Origin of the sequence: Halovenus carboxidivorans (genome assembly GCF_009831575.1) — an archaeon.
Lineage (GTDB): Archaea > Halobacteriota > Halobacteria > Halobacteriales > Haloarculaceae > Halovenus > Halovenus carboxidivorans.
This window is the reverse complement of the sequence record NZ_WUUT01000005.1, coordinates 15,642-35,689: the sequence shown is the minus strand read 5'-3', so window position 1 is coordinate 35,689 and position 20,048 is coordinate 15,642. Positions and strand designations below refer to the sequence as shown.

The 20,048-nt window shown below is 64.2% G+C and carries 21 protein-coding genes; 7 read left to right on the top strand and 14 right to left on the bottom strand.

Features of this window, described 5'->3' with window-relative positions; translation table 11 throughout:
• Positions 1-5: 5 nt before the first annotated feature.
• Positions 6-1,202 carry a 3-hydroxyacyl-CoA dehydrogenase gene (locus tag GRX03_RS12585; protein WP_159764577.1) on the bottom strand — a complete coding sequence of 399 codons (1,197 nt, stop codon included), beginning with the start codon at positions 1,200-1,202 and terminating at the stop codon, positions 6-8.
• A gap of 98 nt (positions 1,203-1,300) precedes the next feature.
• On the opposite strand from GRX03_RS12585, the gene GRX03_RS12580 reads away from it, so the two are divergent.
• A complete protein-coding gene (locus tag GRX03_RS12580) occupies positions 1,301-1,861 on the top strand; it encodes a hypothetical protein (RefSeq protein ID WP_159764576.1) in 561 nt (186 codons plus the stop codon).
• Here the strand turns inward: GRX03_RS12580 and GRX03_RS12575 are convergent.
• Positions 1,858-2,949 carry an NADH:flavin oxidoreductase/NADH oxidase gene (locus tag GRX03_RS12575; RefSeq protein WP_368278413.1) on the bottom strand — a complete coding sequence of 364 codons (1,092 nt, stop codon included), beginning with the start codon at positions 2,947-2,949 and terminating at the stop codon, positions 1,858-1,860. The genes GRX03_RS12580 and GRX03_RS12575 overlap by 4 nt on opposite strands.
• A 181-nt stretch (positions 2,950-3,130) precedes the next feature.
• Between GRX03_RS12575 and GRX03_RS12570 the strand changes: the two genes are divergently transcribed.
• Positions 3,131-3,445, top strand: a complete 315-nt coding sequence (locus GRX03_RS12570) for a glutathione S-transferase N-terminal domain-containing protein (protein WP_159764575.1) — start codon at positions 3,131-3,133, stop codon at positions 3,443-3,445.
• Here GRX03_RS12570 and GRX03_RS12565 read toward each other — a convergent pair.
• Positions 3,442-5,316: a protein kinase domain-containing protein gene (locus GRX03_RS12565; protein WP_159764574.1), complete on the bottom strand. Its 1,875-nt coding sequence runs from the start codon at positions 5,314-5,316 to the stop codon at positions 3,442-3,444. The genes GRX03_RS12570 and GRX03_RS12565 overlap by 4 nt on opposite strands.
• Before the next feature lie 119 nt (positions 5,317-5,435).
• On the opposite strand from GRX03_RS12565, the gene GRX03_RS12560 reads away from it, so the two are divergent.
• A complete protein-coding gene (locus GRX03_RS12560) occupies positions 5,436-6,431 on the top strand; it encodes a cation diffusion facilitator family transporter (RefSeq protein WP_159764573.1) in 996 nt (331 codons plus the stop codon).
• Between the two features lie 3 nt (positions 6,432-6,434).
• On the opposite strand, the gene mce is transcribed toward GRX03_RS12560, so the two are convergent.
• The 7 genes from mce to GRX03_RS12525 all read right to left on the bottom strand — a co-directional run bounded on the left by mce (position 6,435) and on the right by GRX03_RS12525 (position 13,783).
• Positions 6,435-6,818 (bottom strand): methylmalonyl-CoA epimerase, encoded by a 384-nt coding sequence (gene mce / locus GRX03_RS12555; RefSeq protein ID WP_368278410.1) that lies wholly within the window; start codon positions 6,816-6,818, stop codon positions 6,435-6,437.
• On the bottom strand, positions 6,815-8,497 hold the full coding sequence (locus tag GRX03_RS12550) for an acyl-CoA mutase large subunit family protein (protein WP_159764572.1): 1,683 nt from the start codon (positions 8,495-8,497) through the stop codon (positions 6,815-6,817). Before GRX03_RS12550 ends, mce begins: the two co-directional genes overlap by 4 nt.
• An 86-nt stretch (positions 8,498-8,583) precedes the next feature.
• A complete protein-coding gene (locus GRX03_RS12545) occupies positions 8,584-11,124 on the bottom strand; it encodes a CARDB domain-containing protein (protein WP_159764571.1) in 2,541 nt (846 codons plus the stop codon).
• A 62-nt stretch (positions 11,125-11,186) separates the two neighbouring features.
• Positions 11,187-11,768, bottom strand: a complete 582-nt coding sequence (locus GRX03_RS12540) for a GNAT family N-acetyltransferase (RefSeq protein WP_159764570.1) — start codon at positions 11,766-11,768, stop codon at positions 11,187-11,189.
• A gap of 82 nt (positions 11,769-11,850) precedes the next feature.
• Complete coding sequence (locus tag GRX03_RS12535; protein WP_159764569.1) at positions 11,851-13,029, bottom strand: M24 family metallopeptidase; 1,179 nt, start codon at positions 13,027-13,029, stop codon at positions 11,851-11,853.
• An 81-nt stretch (positions 13,030-13,110) separates the two neighbouring features.
• Positions 13,111-13,566: a pyridoxamine 5'-phosphate oxidase family protein gene (locus GRX03_RS12530; protein WP_159764568.1), complete on the bottom strand. Its 456-nt coding sequence runs from the start codon at positions 13,564-13,566 to the stop codon at positions 13,111-13,113.
• Between the two features lie 40 nt (positions 13,567-13,606).
• Entirely contained in the window at positions 13,607-13,783 is a 177-nt protein-coding gene (locus GRX03_RS12525) for a TOBE domain-containing protein (protein WP_159764567.1), read from the bottom strand.
• 33 nt (positions 13,784-13,816) lie between these two features.
• Here GRX03_RS12525 and GRX03_RS12520 point away from each other — a divergent pair, with 33 nt between their 5' ends.
• On the top strand, positions 13,817-14,485 hold the full coding sequence (locus tag GRX03_RS12520) for a glycerophosphodiester phosphodiesterase (protein WP_159764566.1): 669 nt from the start codon (positions 13,817-13,819) through the stop codon (positions 14,483-14,485).
• 149 nt (positions 14,486-14,634) lie between these two features.
• Here GRX03_RS12520 and GRX03_RS16920 read toward each other — a convergent pair whose 3' ends face one another.
• Entirely contained in the window at positions 14,635-14,760 is a 126-nt protein-coding gene (locus GRX03_RS16920) for a hypothetical protein (RefSeq protein WP_267902779.1), read from the bottom strand.
• A gap of 96 nt (positions 14,761-14,856) precedes the next feature.
• On the opposite strand from GRX03_RS16920, the gene GRX03_RS12515 reads away from it, so the two are divergent.
• Together GRX03_RS12515 and GRX03_RS12510 are read left to right on the top strand one after the other, a co-directional pair.
• Positions 14,857-15,045 (top strand): hypothetical protein, encoded by a 189-nt coding sequence (locus GRX03_RS12515; protein WP_159764565.1) that lies wholly within the window; start codon positions 14,857-14,859, stop codon positions 15,043-15,045.
• Positions 15,046-15,330: 285 nt separating this feature from the next.
• A complete protein-coding gene (locus GRX03_RS12510; protein ID WP_159764564.1) occupies positions 15,331-16,107 on the top strand; it encodes a DUF7260 family protein in 777 nt (258 codons plus the stop codon).
• A gap of 67 nt (positions 16,108-16,174) precedes the next feature.
• On the opposite strand, the gene GRX03_RS12505 is transcribed toward GRX03_RS12510, so the two are convergent.
• From GRX03_RS12505 to GRX03_RS12495, 3 genes are read right to left on the bottom strand one after another with little or no spacing between them, the layout of a single operon-like run.
• The gene (locus GRX03_RS12505; RefSeq protein WP_159764563.1) at positions 16,175-16,891 is read right to left on the bottom strand and encodes an ABC transporter ATP-binding protein; all 717 of its coding nucleotides are present in this window, start codon (positions 16,889-16,891) and stop codon (positions 16,175-16,177) included.
• Positions 16,888-17,658 carry an ABC transporter ATP-binding protein gene (locus tag GRX03_RS12500; RefSeq protein WP_201289232.1) on the bottom strand — a complete coding sequence of 257 codons (771 nt, stop codon included), beginning with the start codon at positions 17,656-17,658 and terminating at the stop codon, positions 16,888-16,890. The genes GRX03_RS12505 and GRX03_RS12500 overlap by 4 nt, the downstream gene beginning before the upstream one ends.
• Positions 17,655-18,533 (bottom strand): branched-chain amino acid ABC transporter permease, encoded by an 879-nt coding sequence (locus tag GRX03_RS12495; RefSeq protein WP_159764562.1) that lies wholly within the window; start codon positions 18,531-18,533, stop codon positions 17,655-17,657. Before GRX03_RS12495 ends, GRX03_RS12500 begins: the two co-directional genes overlap by 4 nt.
• A 156-nt stretch (positions 18,534-18,689) precedes the next feature.
• On the opposite strand from GRX03_RS12495, the gene GRX03_RS12490 reads away from it, so the two are divergent.
• Positions 18,690-20,048: an ABC transporter substrate-binding protein gene (locus GRX03_RS12490; protein ID WP_159764561.1), complete on the top strand. Its 1,359-nt coding sequence runs from the start codon at positions 18,690-18,692 to the stop codon at positions 20,046-20,048.

Sequence of the window (20,048 nt, the reverse complement as noted above, 5' to 3'; positions counted from 1 at the left end):
GTCGATCAGTAGAACGTGTCGCCGGTCTTCGCCTTCTCGACCAGTAGATCACAGGGCAGCGTCTCGGCGAGTTTCTTCGTGTCCTCGTGACGGCTCGCCACCTCGGTCAGTTTCTTCAGAATCGTGTCTGCGCCGACCTCGTCGGCCTTCTCAAGAGGGCCCTGCGGCCAGTTCCCGCCGAGTTTCGCGCCCGTGTCGATATCTTCCGGCGTCGCGACGTCGTTTTCGACCATCTTCGCGGCCTCGTTGACGATGGGTGCCCAGACCAGCAGGGTGTCGAAGCCCTGTCCGGCGTCGACGGGGATATCCGGCTCGTCGTCGTCGCTGTAATCGTAGTAACCGGCGTCGGCTTTCTGCCCGTATCGGCCCTTGTCGTAGAGCTGGTGGACGATCGGACAGACCTCCGTGTCGTAGGACATCGGTCGGTCGTCTTCGAGGTGGTCCTGTTCGCCCTCGACGCGAAGTTGAATCCCGCCGGTGTAATCGGCGAGTTCGAACGGCCCCATCGGGAAGCCCTCCTTGTACTTCATGGCCGAGTCGATCTCTCGAATGGTGTGTTCGCCGCGGTAGACCATCCACGCCGGCCCCTCGCCGTAGGGCCGCATGAGCCGGTTGACGATGAACGAGGGGATGTCCATCTTGCAACGAATCGGCGTCTTGCCGAAGGACTCGACGAGTGCCTCGGCGGTGTCCCCGACCTCCTCGGGGGCGTACTCGGTCATGATGACCTCGACGAGATCCATCAACATCGGTGGGTTGAACCAGTGGGTGCCGACGACCTGCTCCGGCCGGTCGGTCACCTCCGCCAGCCGGGTGATGTTCAGCCCCGAGGTGTTCGTCGACAGAATCGCCTCCTCCGGCGCCACCTCGTCAAGCGTCTCGAAGATGTCCTCTTTGACTTCCTGCTGTTCGACGGCGGCTTCGGTGACGAACTCCGAGTCGCTGACCGCGGCTTCCTGGTCGGTCGTGAACGTGATCCGGTCCAGCGCGGCCTCGGTCTCCACCTCTGTCGCCGCGTCGTTGTCGACGGCCTTGCCGTAGGACCACTCGATGTTCTCCTCGGCCTCCTCGAGCTGGGACTCGTCGATGTCCTGCAGGTACACGTCGTAGCCAGCCAGCGCCGCGACAGCGCCGATGCCGCGACCCATCTGTCCTGCGCCGATGACTGTGATCGTCTCGATGTCGTCGATGTCGACTACCATACTACCCGGTTCGCCCCGGGGTGGGTTAAAAGTGAATACGTGTAACCGTGGCTCGTTATTCCGCCGGTTCTAACTGGCCCCGCGGGAAAGTGGGCCACGTGCTCGCTCGCTGGCTCTCGACGGTCGTCCTCGCGTTCGGGGCGGCGGTCGGGTTCGTCGTCTCGTATGCCCTCCCCGTTCGGTGGACCCGCGGTCCGGAGGCTCGATGGTGGGAGTCGCTGCGCCGGGTGAGTTCTCGGAGCTTCGGCCTCGTCGACGAGAACGGCGGCCCCCGTCCGATCACCGACGGCGAGTACGCCGGCACGCTCGATTATTCGCTCGCAGAGACCGAACGGCTACTCTACGGCGAGGGATTCATCCGCAATCCCATGGCGCGGCTGAAAACGCTCGACGGCCGTCCGGAAGACGGCTCGTGGGTCTACCGGGAGTCACCGCTCGCACCCCGGCAACTTCACCTCATGCTCTTCGAGAACGGCGACGGGACGACCGACGTGTACGCACACGCGGAACTCTCCAGTGTCAATCCGCTCTGTGGCCCCGCGCACTTCCGCGGGGACGGACAATCGGTCAGTGCCGGCGTCGAACGCGCCCGCGAGTGGTTGCCGCTGGATACGAGCGCCGTGACTACGACTCCGCCCGAGGGGTCGTGGGACTCCTAGGCGCGGTCGAACCGGCCGCGGCGGTACTGCGGCGGCCACTCGATCTCCTCGCCGAGTTCGTGAGCGGCCTGCAACGGCCAGTACGGGTTCCGGAGCATCTCCCGGCCGAGCGCGACCAGATCGGCCCGCTCGTTGCGTACCAGCGCGTCCGCGTGCTCCGGTTCGGTGATTCCGCCGACGGTCGCAACTGGGATGTCCGTCTCCGAACGGATCTCCTCTGCGTATGGCACCTGATAGCCCGGTCCGGTGCTCGGAATCCGCTGATCGGGGTGGATGCCGCCGCCGGAAACGTCGATCAGATCCGCGCCGAGGTCGTCCAGTTGGTCGGCCAGACGGACGGACTGCTCGATGTCCCAGGAGGGCCGGTCGGGAAGCCAGTCGCTCGCCGAGATCCGGACGAAGACGGGTTTGTCGTCCGGCCAGACCGACCGAACGCGCTCGGTCACCTCCCGTACCAGCCGCGTTCGGTTCTCGAAACTCCCGCCGTACTCGTCCTCGCGGTCGTTCGTCACCGGCGAGAGGAACTCGTGGAGGAGATAGCCGTGGGCCGCGTGGACCTCGGCCACCTCGAAGCCGGCATCGAGGGCGCGTTCGGCGGCCGCGCCGAACTGCTCGATGAGGGCGTCGATGTCGCCGGTGTCCATCCGACGAGTCGGCACTGTCCCCTCCTCGTGGGGATACGGCTTCTCGGAGGGCGCGAGCACTTCCCAGCCGCCGTCCTCGGGCTGGATCGGTCCGCGCCCCTCCCACGGTCGTCTCGTCGAGGCCTTCCGGCCCGCGTGGGCGAGTTGAATGCCCGGCATCGCCCCCTGCGAGCGCATGAACTCCGTGATCGGTTCGAGCGCCTCGGCGTGCTCGTCGGACCAGATGCCGTGGTCGTGGGGCGTAATCCGGCCGTCAGGTTCGACCGCGGTCGCTTCCATCATCACCATTCCTGCACCGCCGACCGCGCGCGTGCCGAGGTGGACGCGGTGCCACTCGTTGGCCAGTCCGTCCTCCGAGGAGTACTGGCACATCGGCGAGAGCATCACTCGGTTTCTGAACTCGGTGCCACGCAGCGAAAACGAACTAAACAGCGAATCGGTCACACTCGTACTACCCGGTCGAGCGAATAAGGGCTGTTGGTATCGTTCCGACCGGCCGCGTTCAGACTGCGTACGGCCGTTCTGTGTCGTCCCGCAGTCGTCTCAGCGAAGCGACTCACTCCGCTGTGCGGCCGGCGGGCACGCCCGGTTTTTCTTTTTGTACGAGGCGGCCGTCCGTACGAGTATGAGCGAGCGCAATCCCGATCTGGTCCTGTACGAACTCCAGAGTTGCCCCTACTGTGCGAAAGTGCGCCGTGCGCTCTCCGATCTCGACCTCTCGTACGAGTCGCGGTCGGTGCCAAGTTCGCGGAGCCAGCGCAGCGAGGTCTACGAGGTCAGCGGTCAGTATCAGGTCCCGGTGCTGGTCGACCGAACCAACGGGATCGAAGGCATGCCCGAAAGCGACGACATCGTCGAGTATCTCTACGAGGAGTACGGCGACGGGCAATCGCCGCCCCCATCCGGCGTTATCGGGCGGCTGCTGTCGGTGTTCTTTTAACCCCGCTCCGCGCGCAGTAGCGCCTGCTTGAACGCCTGGACCGTCCGGTGGCGCTGGTCGGCGTCTCTCCGTAACGCGGTCATGATCGGCTCGTCGAACGGCTCGATCCGTTCGCGCTCGGCCCCGGACGCCACCGCGCTCGGCGGGTCGAACTCTCCGGCTAAGATTGCGTCCCGATCCCGATTGACGGGCGGTCGCTCGCTGAGAACGTGGTAGGCAACGGCCCCGAGCCCGTAGACATCGGTCCGCTCGTTCACGGCCGTCCCGCGGATCTGTTCCGGGGCGGTGTACGGCGTCAGGAAATCTTCCCCGAGCGCCCAGCGGACCGCCCGTTCGACTCCCCAGTCGTCGACGCGGACGGAGGGGCCGTCGTCGTCGACGAGCCAGATGTGACTCGGAGAGACGTTCGAGTGAACCTCGTTGTACAGCCCAATCTGGCGAACTGCCTCGGCGGTGTCCTGCAAGACGTCGAGACCTCTCTCGACGTCCAGTTCGAGTAGCGACTCCGCCAACCGCACTCCGGCGGGGTTTTCGGCCAGCACCCACGGCTGCGGGTCGCGTCCGAACTCGTAGACGGTACAGACGTTCGGATGTGAACTGACGGTCTGCCACGTTCGGACCCGGTCGAGAAACGCCTCCTCGACGGCATCCGTGACCCGCCGCTCCGGATTCGGCGTGAGGAGACGAGTCCCGTCACGCCCGCTTCGACTGCGGGTGTACACCGCGACAGCGTCACTCGCCGTATACGATGCGCTGTCCTCGACCTGTCCCACGTCGAGGCTCCCGTCACTTGCCAACAGTTCGGGGTAACATTCCGACAGCCCGCGGTCCGCCGTCGGCTGCTGTGTCGTCGTCTCCCGCTGTGTCCGGTCAGGTTCCTCCCGGTTTCCGAGGAGGCTGCTGGTCTGAGAGACGATTCGAGTCCCGAGGGAAGGGTCGTCCTGCTTCCCCGAGCTATCGGCCGACCCGTCGCTTCGGGCGAACGTGGGCAGATCCAACTCGCCGCCGCGGGCCGCCCGAACGCCGAGTCGACCCCCGTACCAGGAGAGTTCGAGCGCCGACAGCGCGAGCGGGAGCCCGACGAACGCGATCACCAGCGAGACGAACATCCCCTCGCCGGTGGTCGCGTCGAAAAACAGCGGCGTCTGGTCCGCGAACTCGGAGAGCGAGACGCTGTCGCTCGATTCTGCGACGACCCCGAGTTCCTGAAACAGCCCGACCACGAGCAAGGGGAGGATGTACACCAGGATCATCCCGGCCCAGTCGGAGGGATCCTGCCCGACCAGCCCCGGCAGATCGAAAAACAGCGTCACGACCTCGATGACGCCGGCGACGACGGCGAACATGGAGAAATATCCCGACAACCCGACCGGTTCGGTTCCGACGGCTCCGGCCAGCCGAGTGAGTATCACCCGCGCCCGACTGACGATCACCATCGCTGCGAAGCCGACTGCGGTGAACATGAGGATAAACTCGGTGCGCGTGGTGATCTCGGCACCGGTCAGTATCCAGTATCCGATTGCTACCGCCAGAACGACCGGAACACCGGCCCACAGGGCACGTCGGAGCGGCGCAGACGGTAAGTCCGAGGGGGCGATCAGGACGAATCCCCACAGATAGGCCGCTATGAATCCGAAGTAGACACCGACGAAGACGAGCAGCGCGACGAACGTGACGAGCGTGTAGACGAGTCCTTCCCCGAGCAGCGTCGACAGCAGCCAGTCGACGATGAGGAAGGGGATGCCGAACACCAGTACCCAGATCACGCCGAGGATCAAAAGCGGGACGACCGCAACCGGCGAGAGGAGAGCGAGGACGAGATAGGTCAGGTCCGCGCCGAGCCAGCTCTCGAACCCCTCGCCGTCACCCATAACTTCGATTTTTGTTGCGGCTTGTTAGTAACTTTCTATCTCTCATCCAGAGCCGTCGAAGCCAGTGTTTCGACCGGCCTAATGACAACATTGAAGGTTAGATTCAGTCTAAATCGACTATGGAGGAGGCGGCCAGCAGGCGACGGTTCGCCCGCGCGGCCTGGGTGAACGTCCTCGGAAACGCGGCCAAAATTCTGGTCGAGGGCGCGGTAGGGCTGCTGTTCGGCAGCGTGGCGCTGGTCGCAGACGCCGCGCACTCGATTGCGGACCTGATCGCGAGTCTGGTCGTCCTGCTGTGGGGCGGCAGTCGGTTCGACGACCCCGACATCGACCACCCCCACGGCCACGCCCGGATCGAACCGCTGACTGCGCTGTTCGTCGGCGCGGTGATCGTTTTGCTCGGCGCGAATCTGCTGTACGAGTCGGTGCTGGGTCTCGTCGAGAGTCCGACGATCACGTTCAGCCCGTACATGATCGCGGCGCTTCTGTTCGCCATGGCCGACATGTACCTCGTCTACTGGTACACCGAGCGCACGAACGCCGACATCGGCTCGACGGCGCTCGACGCGCTCGCGGTCGACTGCCTCAACGATCTGTACACCTCCGTCGCGGCGCTGGTCGGCGTCGCCGGCATCGCCTTCGGCTACCCAGTGCTCGACGCCGTCGCGGGCGGCGTCGTCAGCCTGCTCGTCGTCTACCAGGGAATCTCGATCGCTCGGGAGAACCTGACCTACCTCTCCGGGAAGGCCGCTCCGGGACACCGCCGGGAGGACGTACGCCGGACGCTGCTCGATCACGACGAGGTACACGGTGTCCACGACCTCGCGGTCTTCTGGGACGGCTCCGTACTCGAAGTCGAGGCCCACGTCGAGGTCGACGGCGACCTGACACTCAGGCAGGCCCACGACCTGGAGACGAGGCTGGTGACCAGCGCACAGACCCTCGACGACGTGCGGGATGTCCACATCCATCTCGATCCCTCGGGCGTCGGGGAGTGGAAGGACACTCAGGAGTCACTGAGTACGCCCGCCGTCACGGAGTCAAACGCCGGGGAGTTCGAGTTCGACGCTCGACCGCCCGGACCGGCCCGGCCGAGCGAGGACCGCGAGTCCTGACACTCAGTGTTCGACGAACTCGATAAGAACGCCGCCGGTCGATCCCGGGTGGAGAAACGCCACGTCGTGGCCCCACGCGCCGGGTCGGGGCTGGTCGTCGATGAGATCGATCCCGAGTTCACGGGCCGTCTCGAGGCTCGCTTCGATGTCTTCCGTCTCGACGGCGAGGTGGTGGATCCCGGGGCCGTTCTCGTCGAGATAAGCGGCGATTGCGCCGTCCTCGACCGGTTCGATCACCTCGAAATAACAGTTCCCGAGGTCGAGAAAACTGATCTCCATCCCGTCGAAGGTCTCCTCGTGGGCGACCGTGCAGTCGAACAGCGCGGTGTACTGTTCGATCATCGCCTCGGCGTCGTCGGTCGCGATTCCGGCGTGATCGACGCTCACATCGCCCCACCCTGGTTGTGTTCACCGAAGACCGCCCGCATCGCGTCACAGATCTCGCCGGTCGTCGCGTAGGCTTTCACCGCGTCGATGATGTACGGCATCAGGTTCTCGTCGCCGCGGGCGGCCTCCTCCAGCGCGGTCAGTCGCTCGTCGACGAGTCCGTCGTCGCGCTCCTCGCGCATGCTCTCCAGTCGCTCCTTCTGGCGCTCCTGCTGTTCTTTCGAGACCTCCTCGATGTCGACTTCCTCCTCCTCGTCGACCTGGAACTCGTTGACGCCGACGATGATCCGCTCGCCGCTTTCGATCTCCTGCTGGCGCTCGAAGGCCGTGTCCTGGATCTGCCGTTGGACCCAGCCGTTGTCGATGGCTTTGGTCATCCCGCCGCGGCTGTCGACCTCGTCGATGATCTCGAAGGCCTCGGCTTCGAGTTCGTCGGTCAGCGACTCGACGTAGTAACTTCCCGCGAGCGGGTCGATAGTGTCCGCGGCCCCCGACTCGTGGGCGAGAATCTGCTGTGTTCGCAGCGCCGTCCGGACGGACTGTTCGGTCGGCAGCGACAGCGCCTCGTCTTTGCCGTTGGTGTGCAGGCTCTGCGTGCCGCCGAGCACCGCCGCAAGCGCCTGGTAGGCCACCCGAACGACGTTGTTCTCGACCTGCTGTGCGGTCAGCGTCGACCCGGCGGTCTGGGTGTGGAACTTCAACTGCTTGGAGGCCGGGTTCTCGGCGCCGAAGCGTTCGTCCATGATCTTCGCCCACATCCGCCGGGCGGCCCGGAACTTCGCGACCTCTTCGAGGATGTTGTTGTGGGCGGCGAAGAAAAACGACAACTGCGGCGCGAACTCGTCGACGTCCAGCCCGGCGTCCACCGCGGCCTGGACGTAATCGATGCCGTCGCCGAGCGTGAACGCAATCTCCTGGGCGGCGGTCGCGCCGGCCTCGCGGATGTGGTAGCCGGAGATCGAGATGGTGTTGAACTTCGGCGTCTCCTCGGCGCAGAACTCGAAGATGTCGGTGATGATCCGCATCGACGGCTCCGGCGGGTAGATGTAGGTGTTCCGCGCGATGTACTCCTTGAGCACGTCGTTTTGAATCGTCCCGCGGAGCTCCGAGCGGTCGACGCCCTGCTGGTCGCCGACGGCGATGTACATCGCGAGCAGAACCGACGCCGGCGCGTTGATCGTCATGCTCGTCGAGACTTCGTCGAGGGGGATCCCCTCGAACACGCGCTCCATGTCCCGCAGCGAGTCGATTGCGACGCCGGACTTGCCGACCTCACCGGCCGCCATCGCGTCGTCGGAGTCGTAGCCCATCTGCGTCGGGAGATCGAACGCCATCGACAGCCCGGTCTGGCCCTCGTCTAGGAGGTAGTGGAATCGCTCGTTCGTCTCGGCGGCGGTCCCCATCCCGGCGTACTGACGCATCGTCCAGAGCCGACCGCGATGGCCCGTCGAATAGACGCCGCGGGTGTACGGCTCCCGGCCCGGAAATCCGAGATCCTCGTTGTAATCGAGGTCAGCGATGTCGTTCGGTGTGTAGAGTCGCTTGACCGGTCGACCGCCCGTGTCGGTCTCGAACTGCTCCTTTCGCTCCCCGAACCGTTCGAGCGTCGGGTCGACTTCCTCGGCCTCCCACTCCGATTTCGCCGACTGGATCTCTTCGAGTTCTTCGGGATCGAACATACCTCTACCGTGCGGATCCGCGGCCTTAACAGTTCAGTCTCGGGTACACCGAAAGGCGGCTGACGGACCCGCGCTCTCCGGACAAATCAACGCCCGAGTTGATCCGTACCGACCAGCGGCTGCGACCCGGGACGAACCTGAATCTCCGCGGTAACCCCGTCGTCCTCGGTGTAGACTCCGATCTCCCGCCGTCCGATGTCGGTGTCGTCCGGTACTGTCACGTTCGCGAACGCGACGCGCTCGCTCGTATTAGCCGCTAACTCGACCGTTCGATCCGCGAGGACCGTGTAACTCTCGCCCGCGGTCCCGTTCAGATCCGACCCTATTCGGAGTTCGACGGACTGCTCGCTCGTCACCAGCCCCTCGTTCGCCACGTTCGTACCGACCGTGATGGAGCCACCAGTCGCTGCTCGGTCTGGTGCGGAGAGGTTCCCGACGGAGAACACCGGCGGTTCGACCGTCACCGTGGTACTGTCTTCGCCGACGAACACCGGAATCTGGACGAATCCGAGGTCGATGAGTTCGTACAGCGTCACCGTCACCGTCCGTCGGCCCGCGTCACCTCGGGCCGCCTCCCACGAGAGTGTGACCTCGTCGTCAGTGTCCGTGGTCGCGTTCACGGGAGAGCCATCGACGGACAACTGAAGCGCGTCACCGTACACGCCGCCGGTCGTCGCGGTCACGTCGAGTCGCTCGCCCTCTTCGATTGGGGCGTTCGTCGAGAGAATTGTCACGTCCCCGATCGGATCCTGCACGACGACGGCGACGGATTCGCTTTCGTTCGCCGTCGACACAGTCAGCGCCTGCGTTCCGACGTCGTCGTCTCCTGTGGTCCAGTTGAGCGTCACGGAGCGGCGTTCGCCGCCGGCGAGTCGCGCCGTCGTCCGGTCGACTGTCTGACCGCCGAGCGTGAGTTCGATACGCTGGGTCTGTGCCACGTCGCCGGCGTTCACGACGGTGAACGCGATGCTCGCCGGCTCTCCCGCGAGCACCGTCACTCGGTCCGGCACCTCTTCGAGGCTGAACTCGGGAGGATCGAGTACCGTTACCCTCGTTCCGGCACTGTCGTTGGCGGTCTCGACGCTGATCGGTGCGGTCCCGGGAGCGGTCCCCGTCGCCGTCAGGGTCACTGTCGTCTGTTCGCCGCCGCTGAGAGTCACCGTCTCCGTCCCGTCTACCGGGCTGATCGCACTCCCCGTATCGAGCACAACGGTCTGGGTCCCGTCGAGGCCGCCGGTGTTTTCGATCACCGCGCGGACGGTCAGGTTTTCGCCGGTGAGCACCTGGTCTTCGACCACCGTGAGGGCGGCCACCTCGAAGCTCGCTGGCTCGAACACGTCGACGGTCTGATTCTGCGCGTCGTCGGGCGTGCGGACGGTGAGCCTCCTGTCCCGACCCGGGGCTGTCGGCGTCACTGACAGCGAGACGGTATCGGTCTGTCCGGGTGCGAGTCCCGACACTGTGGCCCGTGTTCGCTTCGAGCCGAGAGTCAGGTTGACCGGGTCGCCCGTCGCGGCCCGTTCCCCGGCATTTCGGAGCGTCACCTCCGCGGTGAGTGGCTCACCGACCACGTACGGCGGAGTGTCCGAGAGTGAGAGCGCATCGACCTGAACGTTCGCCGTCGGGAGTCTGGCTTCGATGTCGTCCCCTCTGCCTCTGCGGTCGTCGGCGGTGACGGCTCGCAGTCTGAACAGCGAGACGACCGCATCGGCCCGGACCACCCGGTAGTCGAACTCGACGTCGGTCGTCTCGCCCCCATCGAGACGCAGTTCCTCGGAGAGTCCAGACGGCGAGAACCCCGCGGCTCTGCCGCGTTTGCGCTGGATGCTGACCGTCCCACTCGCCGCCGTCGCGCCCGAGTTGCGGACGGTCACGGTGATGTTCAGTACGTCTCCGGGCACGACGGGATTGTCGTGCTCGAAGGCGACGACTTCGAGCGAGCCGTCTTCGACGACATCGACTTCGATGGTGTTGCTCGTTTCACCGTCGTACGTGGCCGTGACAGTCGTCGACCCGGTGTTGTTGCCGACGAGCGTCGCGTTCGCCGCGTCGACATCGAGAACGGACTCGTTGCCGACTGTCACCGTCGCGTTCGCTGTGACATCCTCGGGCTCGGCCTGCTCGAACAGCTGTGTCACCGTGTAGTTCGTCGATCCGGCGTCGCTGATTGTCGTCTCCTCGACATCGAGTTCGAGCCCCGCGGAACCGACGACCGCGGTAGCCCGAGCGAGGATCTGACCGCGGTCGACCGCGACGACGGTCACGTCGACTCTCCCCTGATAGCTGTCGCCGGTCGACTGCACCCACCGCTGTCCCGGAGCGAACTGGTCGCCATCGCCGTCGACCGGATCGAACGCCTCCGCGAGGACGAACCGCTGGTCGGGACCGGACTCGCGTTCGACGACCACCCGAATCCGGCTGGCGTTGAACTCGTCGCCGCCCTGGTGTGCCAGTTCGATCCCCGAGGCCGTCGGCGTCACCTCGACGTTCGCGAGGGGGTCTCCCTCCCGTCGGTCGTCGGTATCGGAGAGGACGAACAGCCCGGCTGTCGTCGCGGTCACGACGACGACCGCAGTCAGGAGTACGATCCCGACTGTTTCGGACTGTGACCGCTCCGACGAGACCATTCGTTAGCCAATGGGCGACCGAGAAAATATGTGTTTCCACACGCCGCCAGCCCGGGCCGGACTCACCCGGTATCGTACTTGTAGCTGGTCTCCTCGGGATCGATCCCGAAGTCCTCCGGGCCTTCCTGTGGTTCCTGCTCCTCTTCCGGTTCGGACCGGGCGTTTTTGAACGCCTCCCGGAGGTGACCGGGCATCCTGAACCGCTCGACATCGATCCGGAGGGGGACAGCGCCCGGATCGATGCCGTCCTGTTTCGCTTCGAGTCGGCGCTGGAGCGGGTCGGGTAGCCGTGCCGGTTCGACGGGAGAGAACCCGAACTGCGTGAGATACGAGGTTTCGCTCGTCAGCGAGTAGACGGTCTCGAAGCCGTTGTCGCGGGCCGTGGTGACCAGCCGTTCGACGACGTGCGCCCCGACTCCCTGTTCACGCCACTCGGGGATCACGCCGATGCTGGTCAGCTCGCAGTATTCCTCGTCGTCGGTCTTGTGGATGCGGATGCGACCGAAGCCCGCCCGCTCGCCGGTGTGTTCGTCGACGGCGATGACGTAATCCCGGGACCGAAACGCTGTCTCGTCGAGCTCCATTGCGTCGATCTGATCGAGTAACCAGACCTCATCACGGTTTTTCGCATCCCGGACGTACATGGATTGATCTATGCAGCCACCGGATGAAAAGCATTTCTGGGGACAGCCGACCGCCCCTCTCAGTCTGTTCCGGGTCGATCCGTCAGTCGAGATACGTCGACTCGTCTCGGACGATGTTCGACTCCAGATCACGCGGGAACTGCGTGAGGAAATCGAGTCCGTCCTCGGTGATCGCGACGGTATCGGAGTGACGGTAGCCGGCGTCCTCGGTGTAGATGCCCGGTTCGATGGTGTAGACGTGGCCCGGTTCCATCGTCGCGTCGCTCCCGCGGTCGATGTACGGCGGTTCGTGGGCCCCCAGGCCGATGTTGTGACCGACGTGGTGTCGCGCGAACTCCGTGATCCCCTGCTCCTCGAAGTACTCCCACACGGCCTCGTCGACGTCGCTGACCGGGACGCCCGGCCCCATCGCGTCGAAGGCGACTTCCTGGGCTTCGAGCATCAACTCGAAGTAATGCTCGTCCTCGTCGGAGGCCTCGCCGACGAACATCGTCCGTTCGAGTTCTGAGTAGTAGCCGTCGACGTTCGCCGTCGTGCCGGTGATGAGCACGTCGCCCCGGGAGAGCCGTTCGTTGGGGGTGTGTCCGTGTGGCAGTGCCGTCTCCTCGCCGCTGATGTACCCGGCGTGGACCGGTCCGTCGCCGCGTTCGCGGACGGCGTACTCCGAGCCGAGCGTATCCAGCATGGCGCGGGAGGCTTTCGTCGACGCCTCCTGGCTGACGGTGACCGGGTGGGCACCGACCGCCGTGAGGTCGGCCAGATACCGGTGGGCGAGGTTCCCCCACTTCGCGGACTCCCGGATCAGTTCGATCTCCGTCTCTGATTTCGCCTCGCGCATCTCCCCGACCCAGTCCTGATCGTCGACGGTGAGGAACTCGCTGAGTGGCGGCCCCTCGTAGCCCATCACGCCCGGAGCGCCGTCCATGTCCGCGAGTACGGACTCGACGCCCATCTCCGAGAGCATCTCGGCGGCCGTCTGGATCGGGTCGCCCCCCGGATAGTCGAAGTAGCTGTGCACCTCGTCGATACGCGGGTTCCCCTCGACTCGTTCGACCTCCAGCCGTGGGACGGTGAGTTCGATGCGATCAGTCGACACTCCGAGCACGACCGGCCGCTCGGTCTGGATGTGATGAAAGCCGGTGACGTACTCGATGCTGGTCGCGTTGAACCAGACGGCCGCGTCGGCTTCGGCCGCGTCGAGACGCTCTCGAATCGCCTGGATACGAGACTCGAACTCGCTTGCAGGAACGCTGGTGGTCATAGTTGCGGTAGCGCACAATTCGTCATAAAACGAGCGGTAGCGCTCGCGGGACCGATCCGAGCGACGAGAGTGCGACGGGCGCTACCCGAGCGGGTCGGTCTGTCCGTCGCCGAGGATCATCTCGTACGTCGGGGGGTAAGTCCCGTCGACGAGGAGTCGCCCCCAGTCTGTTTCGATTCGGAAGAAGACGCTCTCCTCGTCGGTCAGATACGGACTCGGGCCGTACTTGTCGAGATACCGCCGCTCGAACTCGTCGACAGCCCGGCCGCCGATTTCCGTCGCCGTCCCGGAGAGTTGCAGGTTTCCCTGCGTGCCGTCGACGACGACCGCAACGGCCGGGTTCGCACGCATATTGTCGCACTTCCGGTACATCGACTCCGTGGTGACGTAGAGGTCCAGGTCGTCGTCGGAGACGAAGCGAACAGTCGCGGCCTCCGGGACGCCGTCGGGCGAGGCCGTCGCGAGCGTACAGGTCCGTGTCTCCTCCAGTAGCGTCTTTGCCGTGGTCTTCGGTGAGTCGCCGTCCGTGTCGCTCATGTCGCGAAGTTGGCCTGTTCGTACTCGACGCTTGTGGCTCTCACCGGCCCGTCTGCAGTTCTCGATCCGCCGGTTCCGTCTCGGCGGAGTGGTATCTCGCCTCGCCGCTGTCCGGGTCCCAGGAGAGCGTCACGGTGTCTCCCGGTTCGATGTCCTGTCGCGGGTCAGACTGTACTTCGGACTCCGCACCAGAGGGCTCCCGTTCGGTCTGATCCACAGATACTTCTCGCCGAGTCGACTGGGTACAGATATGCAGGTCATCGGTCACCGTGGCTGTGCGGCCGAGTTCCCCGAGAACACGCTGGCGGCGATCCGCGGCTGTGCTCCCCACGTCGACCTGATCGAAATCGACGTGCAACGCTGTCGCTCCGGGGAACTCGTCGTCTTTCACGACGACACCGTCGACAGACTGACGGATGCGACCGGAGCCGTAGCCGACTTCGACTACGAGGAACTCACGACGCTGACAGTCGGTGACAGCGATCAGTCGATTCCGACGCTGGGGGAGGTACTCGACGCGCTTCCGGAGGATACAGGAGTCAACGTCGAACTCAAGCGGGCGGACGTGGCCGGTGCTGTCCTCGATGCCCTCGCCGACTCGGACGCCGAGTTGATCGTTTCGTCGTTCGATCCCGCTGCACTTGCCCCGTTTCAGGGGCACTCGATCCCGACCGCATTCCTGTTCGCCCACTCCTTCGAGGCAGGACTGCAGACGGCGCTGGACCTCGGGTGTGCGTTCGTCCATCCGCGGTACGCCATCACAGATGCGGCCGACATCCGGCGGGCACACGAACACGGGATGTCGGTCAACGCGTGGACGGTTCCGACCGAGGCGGGGGTCAGGCGGTTGAAGGCCGGCGGCGTCGACGGTGTGATCGTCGACACGTGGCGGATCATCCCGGGCGAGCGAACCGAATAATCGCTTCACAGACACACCCAGCGGGACAGGTGACTACGTACGATTACGGACACCAACTAGTGGCGTTTATTATACTCCCCGGAGCAGTTGGTGATGGCGTGTCCGCAGTACAGCCAATCTCTGGCGACGCGTCTCCAGACCACTGCGTGTCACGACAGTGTCTCGTCGACATCGACCTTCCATTCCAGCCACTCACCGGTCACCTCTCGTCGCTTTCGCGGACACGTCCCGGCACCCGCCCCGGTGCCGCCGTTTTCGTCACCGACCGAGTGCACGCCTAACTGCCGCTACCGAGCGGTTCGGACCACTCTGTTCGCTCCCGTTACCCTCCTAGAAACGGCTTTACTGCCGGCTTCGCAACGAACGTGTGTATGTCACACCCGGCCGTCCCCCGCGAACGATCGAGCCCACACTCCGACCAATCCGCGGATCCCCCCCGAACCTGCCCGATTTGCGAGTTCGGCGCCGAGGAGCGTGACGATGTCTACGTCCACCTCCAGACGTCCCACCGGAAGAGTCGACTCGCGGCGGTCGTCCTCGAAGAAGCCGGCGACTCCTGACCGGTTTCACCGAGCATAGCCGTCCCGTATCCAGCGACCCCGCTCGACAGACGTGATCGAAACATCACCAGAAAACTGACGTGTGCGGTTACGAACGGGTCTCTGATCGGTTCGCGACGCGACACCGTCTGTATCGAATGACACCACCCCGTACTCGTCTCCACTGCGTCACACGCAGATGGAGACCGGTTGCTGTCGCCCGGATATATACCGCTCCATAGCTCCGGTAAACCCCAAGTAATTCTCCTAGAAGCGGTTAATATCCGGATGACCGTCCGGTGAGACATGGCCACTCAGAGCGGTTCGGCTCCAGACCTGTACTTCGACGACGCTCTCGAACTCATCGAATCGGAGCAATCGATTCTCGCCGCCGAAGCGGATGCGTTCCGAGCGTTTCTCCGCCACGTCGAGGAGCTTTCCGTATCCGCCCCGTCTACTGGCGGGGCCCCCCATCTCTGTTCACAATCCGCCCGCAAAGATCCGTTTCGCTCGGTCCGGGAAGCCTACCAGGCGACGGTGATGGATCTCGCACACTACGACGAGGAGTACGGCGAGTCCTTCGAGGAAAGTGTCCGCATGGAGTACGGCCCCGACATCGCGACGCTTCTGACCACCGGACAGGTCTTCGAGAGACATCACAAGCAGGCTGTCGTCGTCGCGACGGAGGATCTGATCGACCAGCGCGAACGCCTCCGGGACGCACTTCTCGAGGAGCGAGAGTCGATCCAGCGGTTCCGAGACCCGGTCGAGTCCGTCGTCGACGGGATCGCTAGCCTGGACAGCGCCGCGACGACGCAGGAGACACCGAAGCTTCTCGATAGCTATCGGAGACGGCTCAGCGTGCTCGAATCCCGCTGTCACGACCTCATCGACCAGCGGCAGTCAGAGATCGTCGACGGCCGTCGGGCGCTGTCGCTGCCGATCACCGAACCGGACATCCCGTCGTATCTCTACACGAACCTGCCGGTGACGTACCCGGTCGTCGCCCCGCTGACGGGGGCGCTGGAATCGGCTGTGACGCTCACTGCGACGATCGAAACCGAACGGTCGGCACAGTCCTGAGTAGGTCCGAATTACCCCGATTCCGTGTCTCTAACCCTCAGAGCGTCCGAACGCGCTGGGCTGTGGTTCAGTCAGACGCGACCCCGACGGAGAGGTACTGCTCCAGGAGGTCCTCGCGGTCGCGGAGTTCCTCGATGGTGCCATCCCAGGCGTTCTCGCCGCTCTCGATAATGTAGGCCCGCTCGGACAGCGAGAGGGCGAACTCGACGTTCTGCTCGGCGATGATGACGGTCACGTCCCGACTCACGATGTCCTCGAGAATCTCGGTCAGGTCCTCGACGATGACGGGGGCCAGCCCCTCGGTCGGTTCGTCGAGCAGGAGGAGGTCGGGATTCTGCACGAGTGCGCGGGCGATCGACAACATCTGTTGTTCGCCGCCGCTGAGGTTCTGCCCGCGGTTTTCCCGCAGATCGTCCAGCACGGAGAAAATCTCGTACATCTCTTCGATGTCGCGGGGAGTGCCGGAAGCGGCGTCGCGGGCGACCACGAGATTCTCCTGGACGGTCAGCGTCGGGAAGATCCGGCGCTCCTCCGGGACGAGTTTGATGCCGCTGTTGCTGATGGCTTCGACCGACTTCCGAGCGATCGATTCGCCGCGATACTCGATGCGGCCCTCTCTGCGCGGAATCGTCCCCGTGATCGCCCGGAAGGTCGTCGTCTTGCCCGCACCGTTGCGGCCCAGCAGGGCGACGACCTCGTTCTGCTCGACGGTCATGTCGAGGTCGAAGAGCACGTGACTGTTGCCGTAGAAGCCGTTCACGTTCTCGAATTCGAGCAGACTCATAGTTCACCTCCGAGGTAGGCCTCACGAACGCGCTCGTCGGCCATCACCTCGTCGGGCGTTCCATCGGCGATCAGTGCGCCGTTGTCGAGCACGAGGACCCGGTCGGAGATACCTAACACGACCTCCATATCGTGTTCGGTAAGCACGAACGTCGTGTCCGTCTGCTCGTTAATCTCCTCGACGAGGTTCACCATTCGTTCCGTTTCCGTCGCGTTCATCCCCGCGGTGGGTTCGTCGAGCAACACGACTGTCGGGTCCGTTCCCAGCGCCAGCGCCACTTCGACCTTCCGCTTGTCACCGTGGGATAGGTTTGCACACTTCGTCTGTTCCAGTCCTTCGAGGTTGACCATCTCGATGATCTCGCGGGCCTCTTCGGAGAGTTCGGGGTCACTCCGGGCAATGTCGCTCAGATTGAGCGAGCGGTCGGTTCGGCTGATCCGTGCCACCCGGAGGTTGTCGATGACCGACAGCCCCTCGAAGACGTTGTTGATCTGGAACGCTCGCGAGAGTCCGAGGCGGTTGATTTCGTACGGCGTCTGTCCGGTCACGTCGACGAGTTCCGTCCCGTCCCGCGGGCGGAGTTTGACCGATCCGCCGGTGGGGTCGAGCCGACCCGACAGGAGGTTGTAGAAGGTGGTCTTCCCGGCCCCGTTCGGGCCGATGATGCTCGTGACGTCGTCGCTGTCGATGCTGACGCTGACGCCGTCGACGGCCATGAGCTTCCCGAACTGGCGCTCCAGGTCTTCGGTTTCGAGTACGGTCGTCACGCTTCGACACCTCCGAACAGCCCCTCAGGTCTGAGAAGGAGCACGGCGATCAGCGCGACGAACGGGAACAACTGTCCCGCACCAGCGGTAAAGAGGCTCCCGACGGCGATCATGATACCGATGAGGTACGCGCCGACGAACGCACCGGTGAACGAGCCAAGTCCGCCGATGACGACGACGACGAAGGCGTTGATAATCACCTGATTACCGAGTTCCGGTGTCACCGACTGCAACGGCGTGACGAGAGCGCCGCCGAGTCCTGCCAGTGCGGCACCGATAAAGAACACGATGGTGTAGAGCCTGGGAACGTTGATACCGAGGAGCCCCGCCATCTCGCGGTCGCTCGACGTGGCGCGGACAATTCGCCCGAAGTTGGTAACCCGGAGGGTCAGCAGGATGGCCCCCATCACTACGAGGGACATCACGATGACGAACGCCCGGTAGCCCGGAATCGAGATACCCTCCGCCAGGGTGAGATCGAAGCGTAACAACGCGGGTGGGTCGACGACGTTCGACCCGGAACCGAAGATGTTGCGTACGCTGTCAGTGATAATGAGAACGAACGCGAAGGTCAACAGCAGTTGGTCGAGGTCCTCACGGTCGTACACGCGCCTGAGAAAGCCCATTTCGATGACGACACCGATCAATCCGACAACCAGTGTTGCCAGCAGTACGCCGACCCAGAATCCCCCCGGGAAGTCGTTTATGGTGACGATCACCACGTACGCCCCGACCATGTAGAGGGCTCCGTGTGCGAAGTTGAGCACCTCTAACACCCCGAAAATCAGACTGAGGCCGACTGCGATCAGAAACAGTGTGCTCCCGATGCTGATACCGGTGATCAACTGATCGATCAGAAGGCCTGGATCTACCATGCATGCGAATGACACACTATCTGATTAAAAGTTTCGGGGTATTCTGTTTGATTTATGAATACTGGCATACAGTTCGGCCATCCTGTGTGGTGTTCCAGGCAATATTTACATATAAACTCGAAGATATATACTGGGCATGTGTGCACAAGACACACAATGCCAGCGAATGACTCGCCGGCAGAGGGGGGAGTAGAGATCACTCAATCACGTGCCGTCGACCGACGGACATTTCTCGCAGCGGCGGGGACCGGGGCGACAGTCGGCCTCGCAGGCTGTCTCGGGGGAGGAGGCGGCGAGGGGGTCCGGATCGGAGGTGTATACCTTCTCTCGGGCCTGGCCGAGGCCCTCGGTGCCGGTTCGGCCGCCGCGGCCGAGGTTGCCGTCGACGCGATCAACGAGGAGGGGGGAATCAACGGTAACGACGTCGAAATCGAGATCCGGGACCACGGAGATAATCCGCAACGGCAGATGCGGAGCCTCGTCCAGGAGTTCGGTGCCGACGTGATGATCGGACTCACGTCGTCGGGGGTGACGCTCAACTCGGGACCGACAATCGAACAGCTCCGGGTGCCGTTCACCCTCACTGACATCGGTACGCCGTATATCACCGAACCGGACACGGAGACCTACGGGGACTACTACGAGGACAACGGGACTGCGGCCGGACTGCCCAATCTCTTCCGGACGAACTCGAACACGAGCCACATGACCTACGCGATTGCCAGGTTCATCCAGGAGAACTACGCGGATACTGGCACCCTCAGCATCGCAAACATGGGGCCAAGCTACGCGTACGGCGAGCAGACCTGGGAGTACGTCCAGGCGTACATGGACGGACTCGGTGTCGATTACGAGGTCGTGGCCTCCGAGTTCCCCGAACTGGGTGCGACGGACATGACTCCGCAGATCAACTCGGTCATCTCGGCGGATCCGGACCTCCTGTTCACGAGCTTCTGGGCCGGCGACACCGTCACGTTCGTCTCGCAGGCCGCCGAGCAGGGTCTATTCGATCAGGTCGACGATGTCTTCGACACCATCGGTGCCGATCCGACGAACTTCGAGGCGCTGGGCGACACCATGCCCGAGGGGCTTCACTTCTCGGGCTGGTACTGGCCGGGCGCATACGGGACCGAGGCCGACCAGAACTTCATCGATCTCTACCAGAGCACCTACGAAGACGACAGCGAGGTGTTGGCCTACCCGACCTTTACCGGTGGAAGCACCTGGGCGGCGGTTCAGATCTACAAGGACGCGATAGAGGCCGCCGGCGGCACCAACCCAGACGACGTCATCTCCGAGATGGAGGGGTACACGTACGAGGACGACCCGCGCGGCTCGGTCACGCTGGACGCCGAGACCCACCAGGCGACGGCTTCCTGTGTGATCGGGGAATCCTCGTTCGACGCGGACGTGCCCTACGACGGCGCCGGACAGGTGAACACGCAGACGTACACGCTCGACCGCGAAACCTCGCTAGAACTGCTGGACGGCAGCGGTCTCCCACCGGGTCTCTAA

Excerpts from the sequence above, each read along its gene's own strand:
- GRX03_RS12530 (WP_159764568.1), bottom strand. The coding sequence starts at position 13,566 with ATGAGCGACACGGACGGCGACTCACCGAAGACCACGGCAAAGACGCTA.
- GRX03_RS12495 (WP_159764562.1), bottom strand. The coding sequence starts at position 18,533 with ATGGTAGATCCAGGCCTTCTGATCGATCAGTTGATCACCGGTATCAGC.
- GRX03_RS12540 (WP_159764570.1), bottom strand. The coding sequence starts at position 11,768 with ATGTACGTCCGGGATGCGAAAAACCGTGATGAGGTCTGGTTACTCGAT.
- GRX03_RS12570 (WP_159764575.1), top strand. The coding sequence starts at position 3,131 with ATGAGCGAGCGCAATCCCGATCTGGTCCTGTACGAACTCCAGAGTTGC.
- GRX03_RS12505 (WP_159764563.1), bottom strand. The coding sequence starts at position 16,891 with ATGAGTCTGCTCGAATTCGAGAACGTGAACGGCTTCTACGGCAACAGT.
- GRX03_RS12550 (WP_159764572.1), bottom strand. The coding sequence starts at position 8,497 with ATGTTCGATCCCGAAGAACTCGAAGAGATCCAGTCGGCGAAATCGGAG.
- GRX03_RS12585 (WP_159764577.1), bottom strand. The coding sequence starts at position 1,202 with ATGGTAGTCGACATCGACGACATCGAGACGATCACAGTCATCGGCGCA.
- GRX03_RS12565 (WP_159764574.1), bottom strand. The coding sequence starts at position 5,316 with ATGGGTGACGGCGAGGGGTTCGAGAGCTGGCTCGGCGCGGACCTGACC.
- GRX03_RS12515 (WP_159764565.1), top strand. The coding sequence starts at position 14,857 with ATGTCACACCCGGCCGTCCCCCGCGAACGATCGAGCCCACACTCCGAC.
- GRX03_RS12545 (WP_159764571.1), bottom strand. The coding sequence starts at position 11,124 with ATGGTCTCGTCGGAGCGGTCACAGTCCGAAACAGTCGGGATCGTACTC.
- GRX03_RS12560 (WP_159764573.1), top strand. The coding sequence starts at position 5,436 with ATGGAGGAGGCGGCCAGCAGGCGACGGTTCGCCCGCGCGGCCTGGGTG.
- GRX03_RS12520 (WP_159764566.1), top strand. The coding sequence starts at position 13,817 with ATGCAGGTCATCGGTCACCGTGGCTGTGCGGCCGAGTTCCCCGAGAAC.
- GRX03_RS12510 (WP_159764564.1), top strand. The coding sequence starts at position 15,331 with ATGGCCACTCAGAGCGGTTCGGCTCCAGACCTGTACTTCGACGACGCT.
- GRX03_RS12490 (WP_159764561.1), top strand. The coding sequence starts at position 18,690 with ATGCCAGCGAATGACTCGCCGGCAGAGGGGGGAGTAGAGATCACTCAA.
- GRX03_RS12535 (WP_159764569.1), bottom strand. The coding sequence starts at position 13,029 with ATGACCACCAGCGTTCCTGCAAGCGAGTTCGAGTCTCGTATCCAGGCG.